The organism is Paenibacillus sp. UMB7766-LJ446, assembly GCF_030226665.1.
GTDB lineage: Bacteria > Bacillota > Bacilli > Paenibacillales > Paenibacillaceae > Paenibacillus > Paenibacillus vandeheii.
Map to the genome: position 1 here is coordinate 65,193 of NZ_JASOYM010000015.1, position 17,009 is coordinate 82,201.

A 17,009-nucleotide genomic window follows, 5' to 3' on the forward strand; every position below is an offset into this window, starting at 1 on the left:
ACGACCTGCGCTGCCGCCTTCACCCAATCGGTGGTATTCACTGGATTTTTTTCTCCTCTCATGCCGGTTCTCTGCCCGCTCTCCGACAAATGCCATAAAGGACCGGCAGAGCAAAGCATCTCCAGCGGTCCTTAATATGTTCATCTGTCGTTGAAAGTCAGCTTCCTGAATGCAATTCGATCCCTATTCCATGAATACTCTGCCCATCTCAGCGGAACGGTCCACGACCCTTGCCGCCGTCCCAACACCCTGCTCGCCACATCCATTGCCTTTTCATGCTTGCCTGCAAACCATGCCGCCATAATCATCATGAATGGGTCTCCTTTCGGAAAATGATGGGTGAGCCATTGGAATGGGTCACTTGTTATTTTTGTTATCATAATAATGTTATTGTTTTATTCATAAACAGTCTAAGACGTTATGAATGAAACGTCAATACACAAAAAAGACACCCTACGGGTGCCTCTCTCTTGATCCATATCGAATATTATATGTTCATTTTCGCTTTGCCTTTGTCATTCGGTTAAACATAATCAGTGCAGCAATCAACATGGCAACAATTGCGATATTACTTGCTGCATCATGCGACATGCCGAACAGAACGCCAAGGTTGGTAACCAGGCCTCTGACAATTAGCGCAACCGCAATCAGCAGAATGGGGCTCCAAAAATTATACCTTCTCATCCTTCGCAACACTCCTGACCAGATTGTTCAGAAATTCCGGATCTCATAACACAATCATAACAGTCGTCATGTTCAGTTACAACAGATCAGACGATCCTGCGTTACACTTGTTTGAATTCGATCCAGTCGATCTGCAGACCCGGTTTAGTGAAGTCCAGCTTCAATTCGTATACGCCTGCTTCCAACTCCACTTTGACAAGTTTCTGTCTGATCCATTTACCCTCAGTACCGTTGGTTTGAATGGTCGTCATCAATTGATCATTGAGAATGACATTACATGCGCTTTGAGCCAGTTCCGGCTCAGGAGACATGATCTGTACAATAATCCGGTATTGACCTGCTTCATCCACTTTCATGTAGACAGATTCGCCCACAGCTGGTTTGACCTGTGCATTGTCAGCCAGTACTTGTGCCTGTTCTGTGGAAAGTGATGCATTCGCTTGGAATGAAGCGACATTCTCTACAATCTCATGTTTTCTGGAGAAGACAGGTGCATTCATGATAAATTCACAAATATTCATGGCTGAGCGCTGAAGCTCTCCGCGTGTCAACGTCCCATTTTCCAGAGATTCGATTGTGTTGTCATCCCAGCCATTAATTTCCGCACCATAGTTAGGTACAACCATGTACAGATCGTTTTGCGCGCGAACCATCCAATTGGTGTTTTTCCGATCTGCTGGTCCACCATCAACACCGTCGTTCATAATAGCCCACCAGTCAGTCATCACGATACCTTGGAAGCCCCACTCTCCACGAAGAATGGTCGTGTTCAGATCGTAGTTGGAGGCCGCCCAATGTCCATTAATCGGATTGTAGGAAGTCATGATTGAATTCGCACCGCCTTCTTTGACGGCAATTTCGAACCCTTTCAGATAGATCTCACGCAAGGCGCGTTCGGATACTATGGCATCCACTTTACTGCGATGCTTCTCCTGATTGTTGCATGCGAAATGTTTCAGCGTAGCATTAGAGCCACCCTTCATGATTCCTTTCGTGCAAGCAGCAGCAAATACACCAGAAATTAGCGGATCTTCTGAAAAATACTCAAAGTTACGTCCATTCATCGGACTCCGACGAATATTCAATCCAGGCCCGAGCAGTGCATCCACCTGATTTCTCAGCAATTCCTGGCCTTCCATCACATACAGGTCTTCAACGAGTTCTGCATTCCATGTTGCTGCCAGCAAAGTTCCAATAGAAACCTGTGTAGCCTTCTCCCCGCTATCCATACGAATACCGGATGGGCCATCTGCAGTACATGCAACAGGGATTCCGTAATTAAACAGACTGTCACTCACGCCGCCAAATGCGGAAGCTGTGCCCGATGTAACGAGTGGGCTGCTCATACCTTCGCCTCGCACGATAGCTGCCAGATCCTGATCACTCAGTTGGGCAATAAAAGCTTCCAGGCTGACTTTGCCATCCTTCACATCTCTCAGCTTGTAGCCCTGATTGCCGGTTTGCTCCAGCGTTTGCGGCAGGCTTTGTTCAATCCGTTCAGCCATGGATATCTGGCGCGTTGGTACATCTGCAAAGATCAGCTCGTAAGACCCATCTTCTTTGCGAATACCCGGCTTCATTCTCGTAAAACTTTCAGTCGGTGCCATGGCCTCCTGAAGCTGTTCTACGAGTTGAATCGTTTCTACGACGTACCCATCTTGCCCATCAATGCTGACGTGTTCCACATTTTTGACACTGGTTCCCACGTACAAACGATATGTTCCTGCCTCAAGTACATATGCCGATGCATGTCCTGTTACACCAGCATCATCATAGGAAGCCATGGAATCTACAGGGAAGCTCACAGTCAGGCGCTGAGACTCACCCGGCTGAAGCAGATTGGTTTTGCCGAATGCTACCAGGGCTTTCGCAGGTTTCCCCAATTGACCTTGTGGGGCTTCATAATAGATCTGCACCACTTCTTTACCGGCATAGGTTGTGCCCGTATTGGTTACGGTTACATTCACCTTAATGCTGTTTTCTCCATCTTGGGAGATCCATTTTGCGTCTTCAGCCTTGGTTGTGAACGTGGTATAGGACAAGCCATATCCGAATTCAAATTGTACTTTTTCAGGTCGAAACGTTTCGAAATAACGGTAGCCTACGTAGATATCTTCCTGATATAGGTTCTTGAACTCGTTGCCGTAATTGCTTGTTGATGGATAATCTTCGATAGAATATGCGATCGTATCCGTTAATTTCCCGCTTGGTGTAACGTCCCCTGCAAGTACATCAGCTATCGCATTACCACCTTCCATACCGCCATGCCACGAGTAAATGACACTTTGGATCGGATGAACGTAGCTTTCATCATTCAACCAGCTCATGTCCATGATGTTCGATACATTCAGTACCACAATCGTTTGTTCAAAATGGTTCGTGACCTGCTTCAGCATCGCTTTCTCATCTTCCGTCAACCGATAGCTGCCTGGTGCATCCACGTTATCCTGATCTTCGCCTGCTGTACGTCCAATGACCACAATTGCTTTGCTGGATTTACTTCTGGCTTGGGATACCAATTCATCGGTCAAAGGCATTTCTTGCTGATTCCAAGGCTCTGCCGCCCATACTTTCCCACCATCATCGAACGGGTTTTCCTCAATCCATTTTTCATAGACAGCTGCCAATTCTTCATTGACCGTAAGACCTTTTTTGCTACGCAGACCGTCGAGCAAATTGGTTGTATACGCCACATGAACGCTGCCGCCCGAACCTGTTCCACTGCGATAATAGTTGACTTGAATCCGTCCAAATACTGAAACGTTTTCGTCTTTTTGAATCGGAAGAGCTTGTCCTTCGTTTTTCAAAAGCACTGCGCCTTCAGCGGCAACCGTGCGGCTAAACTCTGCAAACCCTTCCAATGGAACTCCGATTTGATGTGTGCTCAATGATTTCCCTCCTGTTTGTCATCTCCATCCCCACGAATCGCTATGTATATAAAATGAATTTATGAAACTCACACTTGGGCCACTCCGATGACAGAACAACCTTCCGATCAATGTTACCCCCAGATTTCCTTAATACCTTTTTTTAAAGGTTGAAATCCGGTGATAAAGGTGAACGCTTCGCTTCTCCAGGTTATTTCCGTCCTCTCCGTTATCGTGTAACTCTTCTTTGGTTCATTTTATAAAAATAAAGATATCGTTAATCTGGTAGATTCACTTGTATCTAGTCTCATATTAACAGATTCTATAGTAGAAAATAAATCAGGTTAAACGTTTTTTCTCACAGTAGGCCTGATTTTGTAATTATCCAACTTAAAAAGCCACGAACGTAACCGTTCGTGACTTTTCTTTCTGGCTCGGCCCGCGCATCAGGTCGTTAATTTGGCATAGACAAGGAAGAACACCATGTTCTCTCCCACAATTGCATAGTTAGGTACCCGATAGACCAGATCCACAGCGATAAACGCGGCCATTATTCCCAGCATAAGCACCAAGTGACGCGGACGGAGCCGCAGATGAGCATGTCTGTATCGGTGGAACACCAGGGAAGTGGACATAAAATACAACAGAACCGACCCGAATACAAAAGCCAACATGAAACCGTAATTGAGTTTATCCAGATACAAAAGTTGAATGGAAGCGGCGATCATGCTCATGGATATATAGATGAACAGATGACCATAGATAATGGCTTGCCCGGCGGTCTGAATCTCCTTACTGACTTTCTTCTCAACGTTATCAAAATACTGCCACCACATCGCAATCACGAATATGGATGTAAACGCGGCAAACAAAACAGATTGTACATCCCAGTGATCCATTTGCAGCACGGCAATGATACTGACGACCGATTCACCGAGCAGGATGAGTGTAAACAGAGCGAAACGTTCCAATAAATGATGGGTGTGTATCGGCACCTTCACCAGATTTTTGCGTCCAATCAGTGGAAGGATAATATCCACAGCAATTCCCACGTACAAAATCGCATATCGCAGCCATGAATCGAAGAACAGGGAACCTGTTGAGATCAGTATGCCGATGATGAAGCATAAGCCTAGATAACGGGCAGCCTTTTGCTGATGTTCGCTTTTGGAATTATGAATCAACAAATATTGAATGGCTGTCAGTGCCCTCGAACCAATATAACCCGCAAAGAAGGGGAGATAATACTGGTCAAAATCAACCGAAAGGCTCGCCGTCATCACCAGAACGGAAAGGAGCTGAAGGATGAGAAATACGCGATGGATGAAGATATCCTGACCATAACGGTTAATAAATAGAGTCTGACCGACCCATGCCCACCAGACAGGAATGAAAATCAATACAAATTTCATCAAATATTCAAACGAAATCACGCCGTGTTCGGCATGCAGCAGGACATGACCCGCTTTGGAGACCGCTGCTACAAAGAGCAAATCATAGAACAGCTCGAGCCAGGTAACCTTTTTCTCCATCATCCTTCAATGCTCCTTTAGTTGAACTTATATGAATGTGATCAATGCTCCACTACAGATGTCACAGGTTCCAGGTTTCTTACTTGAATGGGCTGCAAATTGCCTTCGATTTGGGCACGGTATGGCTCAAACCATTCGGGCAGCATGAGTTTCTGTCCAAGCGACTCCGCAGGTTCATCTTTCGCGAATCCAGGAGGATCGGTAGCAATTTCGAACAGGATTCCGCCTGCTTCTCTGAAATAGATTGCGTTAAAATATTGACGGTCCCGAACCGGGGTTGGTTGATAGCCATACTGTTGCACAGCTTCTCTCCATTGTTCATGCTCTGCAAAATCTTTGGCACGCCACGCGATATGATGGACCGTACCTGCTCCACCCATACCCAGAGCCGTCCGAGTGACAGGAACATCAACGACATTGCCGATATCACCGTTGGACCGGAAACGTACATATTCCTCGTCCTCATCCACTTTGGTGAATCCCAGTATTTTAGCCAGCGCATCCATCGTTCTCTGCGGATTGACGCTGAACAGTACTGCACCTCCAAATCCTTTGATGGCTTTATCCGCTGGAATGCCTTCATGCACCCAGGTGCTGGCTGCACCCTCCTCACGTTCAACAAGCTCAAGACGCAAGCCTTCGCTGTCTTCGAATTGCAGCAGCTCTTCGTTAAACCGATTTGTTTTGGTTACCTCAATGTTATACTGCTCCAGCCGATCCTGCCAGAAGCCAATAGTCCCAGGCGGAATCACATATGATGTAATACCGACCTGACCGCCACCAATTTTGCCTCGCGGTGATCCCGCTGATGGAAAGAATGTAATGATGGTGCCCGGACTGCCGTTCTCATCTCCAAAGTACAGATGGTACACGTCTGGTGCATCGAAGTTGATCGTTTTTTTCACAAGACGAAGTCCCAGAACTCCAGCATAAAAGTCGACATTGGTCTGCGGGTCGCCCGCGAAAGCTGTAATATGGTGAATACCTGCTGTTTGAATTGTCATTATCATTTCCTCCTTGGTTTAACGAACATTTTTGAATGGGAATGGTTATTTGATGATAGTCTGATAGGCGCTTATTTATATTTAGTCAATTATATTATCTTTAAATTAAGATATTAGATCAAACTGAGTCAGTTATTATTTTGTTGGGTTTGTTTCTGTTTCAGTTTATCCGGAGTAACGTCGTCGCCGTTCGGATCATAGATGGTTGCATTCAGCAGAATATCATTGATCGAACCACGAAAGGTTTGCAGATATTCCTGACGCAGACGAGTTTGTTCCACTTTCTCCATCTCCGTTAATCCTGCACCTTTGGCTTTTCTTGAAAGTTCATTAATTCTGGTCAATGTTGGGATCATCATCTGGATCTCTCCTCCTAAAGTGAATTTAAGATATTTGCAATCGGTTAGTCTTGGATGTAATTTATATTCAAATTAAATATCTTAATTTAAAGATAAATGATTTGCGATGAATTGTCAACCATTTTATCCCGTTTAAAATAGAATGCAAAAAAGGGCCTACTCTACAGTATGCACCCTGCATCTTTGAGTAAACCCTTATTTAGATGTATTAACCCAACTTCTGACCACAGTTTGGACAGAAATTGGCTCCTTCATTCTTTGCGCCACAGTTCGGACAGAAGTTCGGCTTTTTGTTATCCCCGGACGAAGATGGTGCACCTGCATCGCTGTTTTGATTTGCCGTAGACTTTTGATCCGAATTCTGATTCTGAGATGGGTTAGCATTATTGTTTTGATTCTGATTCATGTTCTTCATCATTTCATTCGCCATGTTCATGCCCATCATCATGCCCGCCATATCCGAAGCAGCGCCGCCGCCCTTAACTTTACCGGATGAGATGCCGTCAGTCATGCTAACCTGCTGATACTTTTGCAAATTACCGATCATTTCATGTGAAGCCGTCTTCGTAATCATATCCTGGATTTCCTGCGGATAATTGAAGCTCATCACTTGGAAGCCTGTGATTCCGATTCCGATATCCATCATTTGCATATCCAGATCTTCCTGAATGCCTTTCGCAATATCTGAAGCATTCGCCTGCAGGTTGAACATGTCCTTGCCCTCACGACTAATCCACTTCATCAACAGCTGATCCAATACAGACGTAATTCGAATTTTGACATCCTCGACCAGATAACTTTGCTTAATACCCGCGATTTTATCGATCAGTGTGACATAGTCGCTCACTTTAAAATTAAACGTACCATTCGCACGAATCGGCATCCCGCCTGGAAGTTGAGGAGTCGGAATCAATACCGGACTTTGCGTACCCCACCGAACCGTAAACTCCTTCGTATTCACAAACAGCACTTCGACCCGCATGCCACTGTTAAATCCGAACTTGAATCCTTTTAAAGTAGACAGGAACGGAATAATTTCGGAATCGATATTAAACGATCCTTCGTCCTCGAAAATCCCTTCCACCTTACCGTTATTCAGAAAGATCGCATCCTGTCCCGAACGGATAATCAGTTTACTTCCTTTCTTGATCTCACGGTTACTCCACTTCCAGAAAATCATATCATCTCTGAACTCTTCCCATTCCACCACATTCGAAAATTGATTTTTGAAAAATCCCATACTTGTTCCCATCCCTTCTATAGTAAGCATTTTGCAGCATCGTGATATAATCTAAATTGTTGTTTTTCCGCTAGAAAGATCCTCTACTACCACTGTGCGAATGACCGCCTCGGCTAGTACCTCCGCCGCCTCCGCCGCCACCATTATTGTTGTTCTTCTCAATTTTGCGTTTGGTTACGGTAGTACGAATATACCGATCCTGACGATCGATTACGCTTGAAGTACTTGAATCCTCGTAGGTCGCCCGGTTCACTGTCACACGTCCGCCAGAACGGTAAGTCATAATCCCAACAACAACGCCTCCGATAACTACAGATACTCCTAGTTGAAACCAGCCGTTAAATAAAATATTGTTCGGATTCACACCAGGTTCATACCCCATATATTCGTAGGAAAGTTTAATATACTTCTCGAAAGCGAGTTTGTAATCTCCATTCGACAATTCTGGGGTAATCTTGCTTCGTATTGATTGCAGCCGACCATTGTCCAAATAATCTTCGGCTTTATAGAATCCAGCTAAATATACTTCCCGATTATTCATGTCCATCGTCAGAATGACCGCGTTCCCGTGTGTTTTATCGTAACCAAGAGCATGCTCATCATAGAAATCCTCGGTAAGCAGCTGTACATCCTGATTCTCCGTATTATTCGTTGTCAGAATAACGAAGTCCGTCTGCCTTTCGGCTCCATACTCATTCGCTAGTGCATTCAGTTCACTTTTCTCTTGCTCATTCAACAGACTAGCTTCATCGTAAATCAGGTTTTTGCTGTCTGCTGCCGATGCCACTGACATTGGAATCAATGGAGAAACGAGAGTAATCACCAATAAAATGAGCGTCGCCATCCATGCCAGATGTTTTCTTTTTCTCACAGGAATCCACCTCCCATCATCCAGGAGACCAGTTTCAATGACAACAAAGAAACGGCTGAAATTCCTGCGAACCATCCGGCAACTTTAGCTTTACTAATGGGCGGTTTTCCCACCACTTTACCTGTCTGACCATTCATGGCGAAAGTATACTGCGAACGGTTGTAGTCATAATAAACCATCCATACCGGGAGCAGCACATAGTCTGCATTCTTTAACGTGGTATCAATCTGTTTGTCCGTGTAGCTCACACTGCTATAGCCCGAAACCGTTGAAGCAATATACGAATCGATATAAGAGCTCGTTTTTTCCTTGGCACGCGGGTATAGTTCCTCATCGGTATAACTATATTTTTCAGCAATATACCCGGCGAGATACGGGGTTTTGAAAAGCTTTAACTGGTTATACGGAAAAGGTTCCAGCTTATCCATCAGTTCATCTTTCATTTTTTCCGAAGCATCAATGGGCAGATTCACATAATTAAGCCGGATTCTCCGGTAAATATCGAAATGCTGCGTTTCCGTGTAATGGTAGTCACCCTGCGTGTAAGTCCTGATTTTTGTGCCACGGCCATGAACTTCGATTTTGTTATGTAACTCATATAACCAGAAAGGCACGTATATCCCGGTAATGCTCTTGACCCGGTCAGCCGTCATGAATCCGCTAGGTGTTAGCAAGCCGTTTCTGCACCACTTTTTGAACGCCTGCTTAGCTTCATCCTTACTGATTGAAAAGGGTATGACCATGGCCGGTGCCAGATCTCCCGTCAGTCGATCACTCAGAACCACGGCAGCTCCACAGAAGCTGCATGTCGTAGCACTTGTCTCCGGCTCAGTCACAATATCCGCGCCGCAGCTGTTACAGTGATACTCCTTGACCTCATTCTCCGTGAACACTTGTTTCTTCAGCGGATCGGGGAGCTGTTCGATATTATCCTGTCGTCCGCAGCTGGGGCAGGATAATGCTCCAGTTGCACTATCAAAAAGCATTCCACTGCCGCAGTTGGGACATTTGTATTCGATTACCGGCATTTGCTCACCTCAATGTTTAACGAAATGTATGACACTATATATATGTCTTTATTTATCTTCCAATTTCTTCTGTATTGCTGCAAACTCTTCCTCTGGACTCGGCGTCACCTGTGCATTATTACCCGCTTTGGCATTCATTTGTTGCTCTAACTGTGCAATTAACACATCCAGATCATCTTCGTTTGCCCCAGCACGCAGTTCAGCCAAAGCCTCAGCTTCGTTAAGCGCCTGATTCGCTTTGTCTTCCATAGCCTTCAAAGCAGCGTTCGCATTGGAAGCCGAGGCGTTCCGTTCATTGGCCTGTTGTTGCGCTTGGGCAGCCGCCATCCTGCCCTTCAGCTCCGCATGCCGTGATTCCAATTGCCCCATATCTGCAACCAGCTTCTCATGCATATGCTTCATCATTTTGGCTTTGGCAGAAGCCCGGTCATAGGCAGCTTGTAATTCATTCCGTTTCTCAGCCTGCTCTGCCTTCTTTTCGAGAAAACCACGTGCCTTGTCTTCATCACCAGACTCCGCGGATTTCTCTGCGTATCGCTGTAGTTTCTTAATCTCTGCGGTGCATTCGTCCAAAGCCCTCTTCGCCCTGCTCTCATCCGAGAGAACCGCAGCCGTCTCTGCCTTCACCTGACCCAGATCACTGCTCAAGCTCCGTATATATTCATTCACGGTCTTCTCCGGATCTTCCGCACGAGCCAGCACATGGTTGACATTCGCTTTCATCACGTCCCTAAACCTCGATAAGATTCCCACAACAAGTTCCTCCTTCGAATAGTTTACATTTACCCTATAATACATGAAATTTGTAAGGTACGTTTCACTTTTAACGATTGTCAGTTTAAGTCATTATCATTAAAAGTAGAGCAATAAAAGAAAAGGCGAGCACTTATGGCGCCGCCTCATTAACTAAAACCTCTTCTGAAATCATTGTATTCCTTTTCGTCCATTCACAGTTCTTCTATAAATTTGATACTTTCTTCGGCAATTAGATCAGGATCAGCATCATGAACGTAGTGACCGTTATGTAATAACAGATAGCGCCCATTCTTCACAGTCTCAACATAATTCACTAAGTAATTTTTCCAGTTCTCGACAGGTAATTCCTCTCCATTAGATATAAAAAAATACATAGGTACATCCGGAATACCTCGTTCTAAAACTTGGGCTGCATTATTTTTAATCATTTTAACTTCTTCATTCATGTTCAGTGTTTGTGTTTTCTTATAAAATAATGCTTTATAGACTGCCTCCTCTTGGGAGGACAACCGCTTCTCTTCAATTGCGGCGGACGAATTAACGATGGCTGGGAAAAAACGAGTTATTCCGACACGAGCCCCCAGACCTGTAAGGCTCATCATACCTGCTGAAGGTAGAGGATACTCTTCATAAACTTCTGGAATAGCAGGATCAAGACCAATGATAGCCTCAATTTCATTTGGATACATTTGTGCCCAATATAGTGCTTCTATGCCCGACATAGAATGCGGAAATAACACATAGGGCGGTATCTCTCCCGCTAACGTGAGAGCTGTTCTGGTTTCTTCCAACATCGTATCGATATCACGTGAGACCTTTGCCGTTTCACTGAATCCGTAGCCTGCCTTCTCAACAACAGCAATCTTGTATTGATCCGACAATCTGGAATAGAGCGCCTTGAAATCCAACACAGGCGAAGAGGTCCCCCCACCTGACATAAAGACCAATGTACGTTCTCCGGAACCTTCCGTATAGACATGCATTTGGTGATTGTTAACATCAACCATTACACCTGGAGGTGATAGTATAGCCGATTCTTTCTTTGTTTTAATTGTATGATTCGTGAAACTAATCGCTATGAACAAAAGTAGGATACCCAATAAAACCGAGGCACCATAACCCATTCGTTTAAGTATAATTTTCATTACATTCCCCCAACATTCTGTTCCATTTCCAATTATTATAGCATGTGTTCATAGTTGTATACTTACTGCCCTTCCACGAACCAGGGATGCCATTCCTCTGCAAGTTGGCTATAATAAGGAAAGTCCTCTGGTCTGATGTACCAGAAGGAACATGAATGATTTTTATAAAAGGCAGGAAAATTATGCGTACACGAGTTCATATTATCGCTCCTTACGAATCGATGACTACTATTATAGAAGAATGCATTCCACTATTTCCCCAGTTAGCCATACAATATGAGGTGGGCGACCTGATGAAAGGCGCGGAGCTGGCGGCCCAGGCTGAACGAAACGGGGCTGAGATTATGATTAGCCGCGGGGGAACGGCTCAGCTAATCAAGGAAGCCGTGACCATTCCCGTCATTGATGTGCAGCTGTCCGGATATGACATGATTCGTTCGTTGACGCTGGCAAGCCAGTTCAACGGCCAAACCGCTATTGTCGGCTTTGCCAATATTACTTCAGGAGCACAGTCCATTATCGATCTAATGGAACTGCCTTTAAAGGTATATACCATACACAGCTCGGAGGAAGTGGCAAGGCTGCTGCTGGAGCTGAAGGCGTCAGGATACCGTCAGATTGTTGGCGATGTCATCACCGTGAATACGGCCAAAACCTATGGAATGGAAGGTCTATTGATCCAATCCGGTAAGGAATCGATCCTTAGAGCCCTTGAAGATGCACAGTTAATATATCGTTATTTGAGCAAAAATCATGCGGTATCGATCATCTTGAATAACCTGGTTACCAAGGAACATCCAAATCTTATAATTTTAGACGACCAGAACGAGGTTGTATTCGAGAATTTGACTGATTTTGAGCAGAATCCGCTCAGTGATAATCATATTTATCTTACTAATACCAACCTGGATTTCCACCAGTCCCAAGTTCAAAATGTATTCATCGTGGATGATTACCAACTTACGGTGACGGCCTATGAAACGACGTTAAGTAACAAAAGCTATAAAGTCTACTCCCTTGAAAAAGGACAGCCTTATGCATTTGCACAATTTGGCATAACGGCGTATACCGATATATCCATGGAACCGATTGTTGCCGAATCCCCTGCGATGCAGGCGGTATTGAAGAACATCCGCGCTCTTTACGAGAACCATGAACCTATCTATCTGCTAGGTGAAGCGGATTCGGGTAAATCTTTTCTGGTAAAACATATTCATCAGATGTATTCCAGCGGTGGGCTGATGCTCCAAATCGATCTTGCCCAGGTTCCTCCAGGCCATTTGCACAAAATCCCACTTTCCAAGGTCCGCAACGTGGAAATAAATCACTTGGAAAAAGGCCCATCGGAAGAGGAACTGACCTCATTCATTCAGGCTTGTCTACAGAGGCAGATTGGGGTATTCATCCTGGGCGAACAGGGACTTCATCCAAATCCAACACTGGATATCGAGCTGAATACAATCATTATGCCAAGCCTTGTGGACAGGCAAGAGGATCTTGCTCCACTGATCCAGCATTTCCTCAGCGATTATTATCAGAAGTATGGAACGGTTGCGGTCAAAATGAAAGAGGACGCGCTGCAACTAATCAGAGATCAAGTCCCGCATATGACAGTGAACCAGTTGAGGCATCTAATCAAACAGGCTGCACTGAATGAACAGGATTACGTGATCTCAGCCGAGACCTTGTCACATCTGCTTGGTGAACAACCCTCATCGAATACGATGAAGCTAAGTGGTACGCTGAAAGAGATCGAAAAAGAGATTATTCAATTCGTTCTGCATGAAGAAAACAATAATCAATCCAAGGCGGCCGACCGCTTGGGGATTAACCGTGCCACGTTATGGCGTAAACTTAAAGAATAACTTTAGGTTTACGCTTTTTTTACGACTATGTGTGTTGCATTATTAAACACTTTAATAATTAAGTTAAATTTACAATAATTAAGTGTTGCTAAAATAAACAATATGGGATAACATAATCCCTGCAAACGCTTTATAAAAACGATTACTTCATAAGGAGCCACTACTATGAACATTAAAGCAACATTAGATCGTATTCCTGGCGGTATGATGGTTGTTCCCCTGTTGCTCGGTGCAACCATTAACACATTCTTTCCGAATGCTTTGCGAATCGGAGGTTTCACGGAAGCCCTGTTCGTAAACAGTTCAAGTACGTTGATCGCCCTGTTCCTGTTAATTGCCGGTACGCAAATCACGTTCAAGACAGCAGGTTCTTCGGTTGGTAAAGGCGTTACATTGCTTGTGTTCAAGTGGGCAGTTGGTGCAATATTAGGTTTGATCGCCATATTCTTTGCGGACTCCAATGGATTATTCCTTGGTTTGGCACCGCTTGCAATTATCGCCGCCATGACGAATTCCAATGGTGGATTGTACATCGCATTGGCCGGACAATACGGCAAAGAAGATGACAAAGCGGCTTATCCGTTCCTCGCGCTCAGCGACGGGCCGTTCCTCACCATGGTTGCTCTTTCCATTTTCGGTGCGATGGGCTTTGCCAACGGCATGTTCTCCCCGATGTCCTTTGTAGCTGTACTGCTTCCGCTTATCGTCGGCGTTATTATCGGTAATCTGGATCGAAACTTGGCTGAATGGCTGCATAAAGGCAGTGACAAGCTCGTTCCTTTCTTCGCCTTTTCACTGGGTATGGGAATTAACTTCTCGTCGATCATTCAAGGCGGACTCAGCGGTATCTTGTTGGGTGTACTGACTGTATTGATCACTGGTGGCGTTGGTTTCCTTCTGTTCAGAGCTATTGGTTGGAACCCGATCGTTGGTGCTTCTGAAGGTTCCACAGCCGGTAACGCTGTAGGTACGCCTGCTGCCATCGTAGCTGCAAACGCTTCTTTTGCCCCGATTGCCGAGATCGCTACGGTACAGATTGCTGCAAGTGTTGTGACGACTGCCATCCTGCTTCCGATATTCATCGGGTTCCTCTCCAAAAGGCTGGAGAAATCAGGCGGCGTCGAGAAATACAATCAAAGACCGTCCACATAAATACATTAAACTTAGCTGACCGGACTTATATTTAATTTTGCTTTCCAAGGAGGGATGACTGCATGAAATTAGCCATTATTGCAGATGATTTGACCGGCGCCAATGACAGCGGGGTGCAGCTTGCCCGTCATGGATTAAAGACAAGCGTACTTTTCAACATGGATGAAGATAACATTCGTCATTACGATGCGGTCGTCTTCGATACTGATAGCCGTTCCATCACACCGGAGGATGCGTATCAGCGGGTACGCCAAGCAGCCGAACTGCTGTTGAGGAACGGATTTGGCACCATTTTCAAAAAAATGGATTCGACCATGCGCGGAAACATCGGGATCGAGATTGACGCTTTGTACGATGTGGTCAAGCCCGATTTTATGATGATCGCCCCGGGCTATCCCAAGAACAATCGCACCATTCTTAACGGCACGCATTATCTGAACGGCGTTCCACTGGCTGATACAGAGATTGCGAATGATCCAAAGACACCTGTGACCTTATCGTATCTTCCGGATCTGCTCAAACTCCAGACTAAGTATCAAGTGGGCGAGATTAAGGTGAGTGATCTTGAAGCGGGTAAAGATCATGTGAAGACGCAGTTGGAAAACTTTAAGGCAAACGACATTCCCTATATCCTCGTCGACTCGACAGACGAGCAGCATTTGGAGCAGGTTCTGAGTATCACCAATGAGTTGAATTATTCATTTGCCTGGGCAGGATCAGCGGGAATTGCCAACTACCTTCCCACTCATTACGGCTTGGGAGCCCAGTCCATGGAATTGACCATTCCGGCGAATCCGGGCCCCATACTCACCGTTGTAGGGAGCGTGAACAAAAACTCCCGTGAGCAGCTCAAGCAATTGCTACAAAAAACCAACATATCAGCAATCGCTTTTCACTCCTTCAAAGCCGTATCCGGTTCAGCAGATCGTGAGCAAGAAATCGATCGTGTGTATGAGGAAGTGAAGGCCAAAGCCGTGGAAGGCAATGACGTTGTCCTCTATTCAACCGCGGAACAGGTCGATATTGAATTAGCACGTGCAACGGGTGAAGTCAGAGGGCTTAATCACACCGAGGTCAGCAATGAAATTGTACGGGCCATAGGTGAGATCTGTGCCAAGCTGTTGGAGAATGGGTATTTCAAAGGTGTATCCATGACCGGCGGAGATACGGCTAAACAAATCTGTATGAAGTGGAATATCAGCGGCTTCGAACTACTCGATGAGCTTGAAATTGGTGTACCGATATCAAAATTTATTGGAATTGAGGATCTGCACGTAATTACCAAAGCAGGCGGATTCGGCAAGCCCGACGTCTTCATCCATGCGATTGAAAAATTAAAAGGAGGAGTTACCGTATGAAACCAACCGTTGGAATTACAATGGGCGATGCAGCAGGCATTGGACCCGAGATCATTATGAAAGCATTGGGCCATCAGGAGGTCTACAACAACTGCAATCCACTCGTCATTGGCGATGCGAAAATATTGGAGCGTGTCCTGCCTGTCATCGGATCGAGCCTGAAGGTCAATGCCATTCATGAGCCATCCGAAGCCAAGTATGCATTCGGTACTGTGGACGTCATTGATCTGAATCTCATTTCTGCAGATCTGGAATATGGAAAAGTATCTGCCGTTGCGGGAGATGCAGCATTTCAGTTTCTGGCGAAAGCCATTGATCTGGCCAAAAAACAGCAGATTCACTCCATCTGCACGGCGCCTCTGAACAAAGAAGCCCTGCATCTGGGTGGGCACTTGTATCCAGGTCACACCGAAATTTTGGCTGATCTGACCGATACCGAGGATTTCTCCATGATGCTGACTACACCCAATCTGCGAGTGATTCACCTTACGACGCATATGGGTCTGATTGATGCCATTGCGAGCATCAACCCGGAAAGAACATACACTGTGGTTAAACTGGCTCATGATACATTGAAAAAAGCCGGCTTTGAGAATCCACGCGTTGCAGTATGCGGTATTAACCCGCATGCGGGCGAAAACGGATTGTTCGGTAATGGTGAAGAGGAAGAAAAGCTGCAGCCCGGCATCGAACGTGCACAGAAGGAAGGCATTAACGTGGTTGGTCCACTTCCGGCGGACACGTTATTCTTCCGCGCTGGCCGTGGTGATTTCGATATCGTTGTTGCTTGTTATCACGATCAGGGACATGCCCCAATTAAGGTCATGGGCATTGAAGAAGGTGTGAACATTACGGTGGGTCTCAAAGGCGGCATTATCCGTACTTCTGTAGACCATGGAACAGCTTTTGACATCGCAGGCAAAAACATCGCTGATGATAAAAGTATGCTGGCCGCCATCCGTTCCGCCATTGAGCTTGCACCAAAAACGCAAGTTTAAAGAAACAAAAAGAGCTATGTTAGAGTTACGACCGTTTCCCCTGCTTCTATCGGGGGAACGGTCGTTTTTCGTTTTGTGTATAAGTCGTGTCGTGGTAAGTGAAATTAAACGCCTATGCCACTTCGCAGACGACGACCATTCAGCACTGGA

At 45.5% G+C, this 17,009-nt stretch carries 15 protein-coding genes; 4 read left to right on the forward strand and 11 right to left on the reverse strand.

From position 1 onward, the window contains the following. Positions 1-140 precede the first annotated feature (140 nt). The 11 genes from QP794_RS27930 to QP794_RS27980 form a co-directional block, all read right to left on the reverse strand. Complete coding sequence (locus QP794_RS27930; RefSeq protein WP_285080001.1) at positions 141-311, reverse strand: hypothetical protein; 171 nt, start codon at positions 309-311, stop codon at positions 141-143. Between the two features lie 184 nt (positions 312-495). Beyond that, positions 496-684, reverse strand: a complete 189-nt coding sequence (locus tag QP794_RS27935; RefSeq protein ID WP_024629467.1) for a hypothetical protein — start codon at positions 682-684, stop codon at positions 496-498. Between the two features lie 101 nt (positions 685-785). Beyond that, positions 786-3,572 (reverse strand): glycoside hydrolase family 3 C-terminal domain-containing protein, encoded by a 2,787-nt coding sequence (locus QP794_RS27940; RefSeq protein WP_285080002.1) that lies wholly within the window; start codon positions 3,570-3,572, stop codon positions 786-788. 425 nt (positions 3,573-3,997) lie between these two features. After that, positions 3,998-5,086, reverse strand: coding sequence for a low temperature requirement protein A (locus QP794_RS27945; RefSeq protein WP_285080003.1), 1,089 nt, complete (start codon positions 5,084-5,086; stop codon positions 3,998-4,000). Positions 5,087-5,124: 38 nt separating this feature from the next. Next, positions 5,125-6,087, reverse strand: coding sequence for a ring-cleaving dioxygenase (locus QP794_RS27950; protein ID WP_285080005.1), 963 nt, complete (start codon positions 6,085-6,087; stop codon positions 5,125-5,127). Positions 6,088-6,215: 128 nt separating this feature from the next. Beyond that, positions 6,216-6,443, reverse strand: coding sequence for a DUF896 domain-containing protein (locus tag QP794_RS27955; RefSeq protein WP_285080083.1), 228 nt, complete (start codon positions 6,441-6,443; stop codon positions 6,216-6,218). Positions 6,444-6,654: 211 nt separating this feature from the next. Continuing rightward, positions 6,655-7,686, reverse strand: coding sequence for an SPFH domain-containing protein (locus QP794_RS27960; protein ID WP_024629472.1), 1,032 nt, complete (start codon positions 7,684-7,686; stop codon positions 6,655-6,657). 70 nt (positions 7,687-7,756) lie between these two features. After that, the gene (locus QP794_RS27965) at positions 7,757-8,530 is read right to left on the reverse strand and encodes a TPM domain-containing protein (protein ID WP_285080085.1); all 774 of its coding nucleotides are present in this window, start codon (positions 8,528-8,530) and stop codon (positions 7,757-7,759) included. A gap of 23 nt (positions 8,531-8,553) precedes the next feature. After that, on the reverse strand, positions 8,554-9,585 hold the full coding sequence (locus QP794_RS27970; protein ID WP_079344906.1) for a TFIIB-type zinc ribbon-containing protein: 1,032 nt from the start codon (positions 9,583-9,585) through the stop codon (positions 8,554-8,556). 48 nt (positions 9,586-9,633) lie between these two features. Continuing rightward, the gene (locus tag QP794_RS27975) at positions 9,634-10,338 is read right to left on the reverse strand and encodes a PspA/IM30 family protein (RefSeq protein ID WP_285080007.1); all 705 of its coding nucleotides are present in this window, start codon (positions 10,336-10,338) and stop codon (positions 9,634-9,636) included. Between the two features lie 194 nt (positions 10,339-10,532). Further along, the gene (locus QP794_RS27980) at positions 10,533-11,486 is read right to left on the reverse strand and encodes an alpha/beta fold hydrolase (protein WP_285080008.1); all 954 of its coding nucleotides are present in this window, start codon (positions 11,484-11,486) and stop codon (positions 10,533-10,535) included. A 155-nt stretch (positions 11,487-11,641) separates the two neighbouring features. Here QP794_RS27980 and QP794_RS27985 point away from each other — a divergent pair, with 155 nt between their 5' ends. The 4 genes from QP794_RS27985 (at position 11,642) to pdxA (ending at position 16,859) form a co-directional block, all read left to right on the forward strand. Continuing rightward, positions 11,642-13,351, forward strand: coding sequence for a sigma-54-dependent transcriptional regulator (locus QP794_RS27985; RefSeq protein WP_285080009.1), 1,710 nt, complete (start codon positions 11,642-11,644; stop codon positions 13,349-13,351). A 165-nt stretch (positions 13,352-13,516) separates the two neighbouring features. After that, on the forward strand, positions 13,517-14,503 hold the full coding sequence (locus QP794_RS27990) for a 2-keto-3-deoxygluconate permease (RefSeq protein WP_024629477.1): 987 nt from the start codon (positions 13,517-13,519) through the stop codon (positions 14,501-14,503). A gap of 62 nt (positions 14,504-14,565) precedes the next feature. Then, positions 14,566-15,861: a four-carbon acid sugar kinase family protein gene (locus QP794_RS27995; protein WP_285080010.1), complete on the forward strand. Its 1,296-nt coding sequence runs from the start codon at positions 14,566-14,568 to the stop codon at positions 15,859-15,861. Continuing rightward, positions 15,858-16,859, forward strand: coding sequence for a 4-hydroxythreonine-4-phosphate dehydrogenase PdxA (gene pdxA, locus QP794_RS28000; RefSeq protein ID WP_285080011.1), 1,002 nt, complete (start codon positions 15,858-15,860; stop codon positions 16,857-16,859). Before QP794_RS27995 ends, pdxA begins: the two co-directional genes overlap by 4 nt. The last annotated feature ends 150 nt before the right edge of the window (positions 16,860-17,009 follow it).

Bases quoted from the DNA above. Each gene is read 5' to 3' on its own strand.
- QP794_RS27930 (WP_285080001.1), bottom strand. From the start codon at position 311: ATGATGATTATGGCGGCATGGTTTGCAGGCAAGCATGAAAAGGCAATG.
- QP794_RS27935 (WP_024629467.1), bottom strand. From the start codon at position 684: ATGAGAAGGTATAATTTTTGGAGCCCCATTCTGCTGATTGCGGTTGCG.
- QP794_RS27945 (WP_285080003.1), bottom strand. From the start codon at position 5,086: ATGATGGAGAAAAAGGTTACCTGGCTCGAGCTGTTCTATGATTTGCTC.
- QP794_RS27950 (WP_285080005.1), bottom strand. From the start codon at position 6,087: ATGACAATTCAAACAGCAGGTATTCACCATATTACAGCTTTCGCGGGC.
- QP794_RS27955 (WP_285080083.1), bottom strand. From the start codon at position 6,443: ATGATCCCAACATTGACCAGAATTAATGAACTTTCAAGAAAAGCCAAA.
- QP794_RS27960 (WP_024629472.1), bottom strand. From the start codon at position 7,686: ATGGGATTTTTCAAAAATCAATTTTCGAATGTGGTGGAATGGGAAGAG.
- QP794_RS27965 (WP_285080085.1), bottom strand. From the start codon at position 8,530: ATGGCGACGCTCATTTTATTGGTGATTACTCTCGTTTCTCCATTGATT.
- QP794_RS27970 (WP_079344906.1), bottom strand. From the start codon at position 9,585: ATGCCGGTAATCGAATACAAATGTCCCAACTGCGGCAGTGGAATGCTT.
- QP794_RS27980 (WP_285080008.1), bottom strand. From the start codon at position 11,486: ATGAAAATTATACTTAAACGAATGGGTTATGGTGCCTCGGTTTTATTG.
- QP794_RS27985 (WP_285080009.1), top strand. From the start codon at position 11,642: ATGATTTTTATAAAAGGCAGGAAAATTATGCGTACACGAGTTCATATT.
- QP794_RS27990 (WP_024629477.1), top strand. From the start codon at position 13,517: ATGAACATTAAAGCAACATTAGATCGTATTCCTGGCGGTATGATGGTT.
- QP794_RS27995 (WP_285080010.1), top strand. From the start codon at position 14,566: ATGAAATTAGCCATTATTGCAGATGATTTGACCGGCGCCAATGACAGC.
- pdxA (WP_285080011.1), top strand. From the start codon at position 15,858: ATGAAACCAACCGTTGGAATTACAATGGGCGATGCAGCAGGCATTGGA.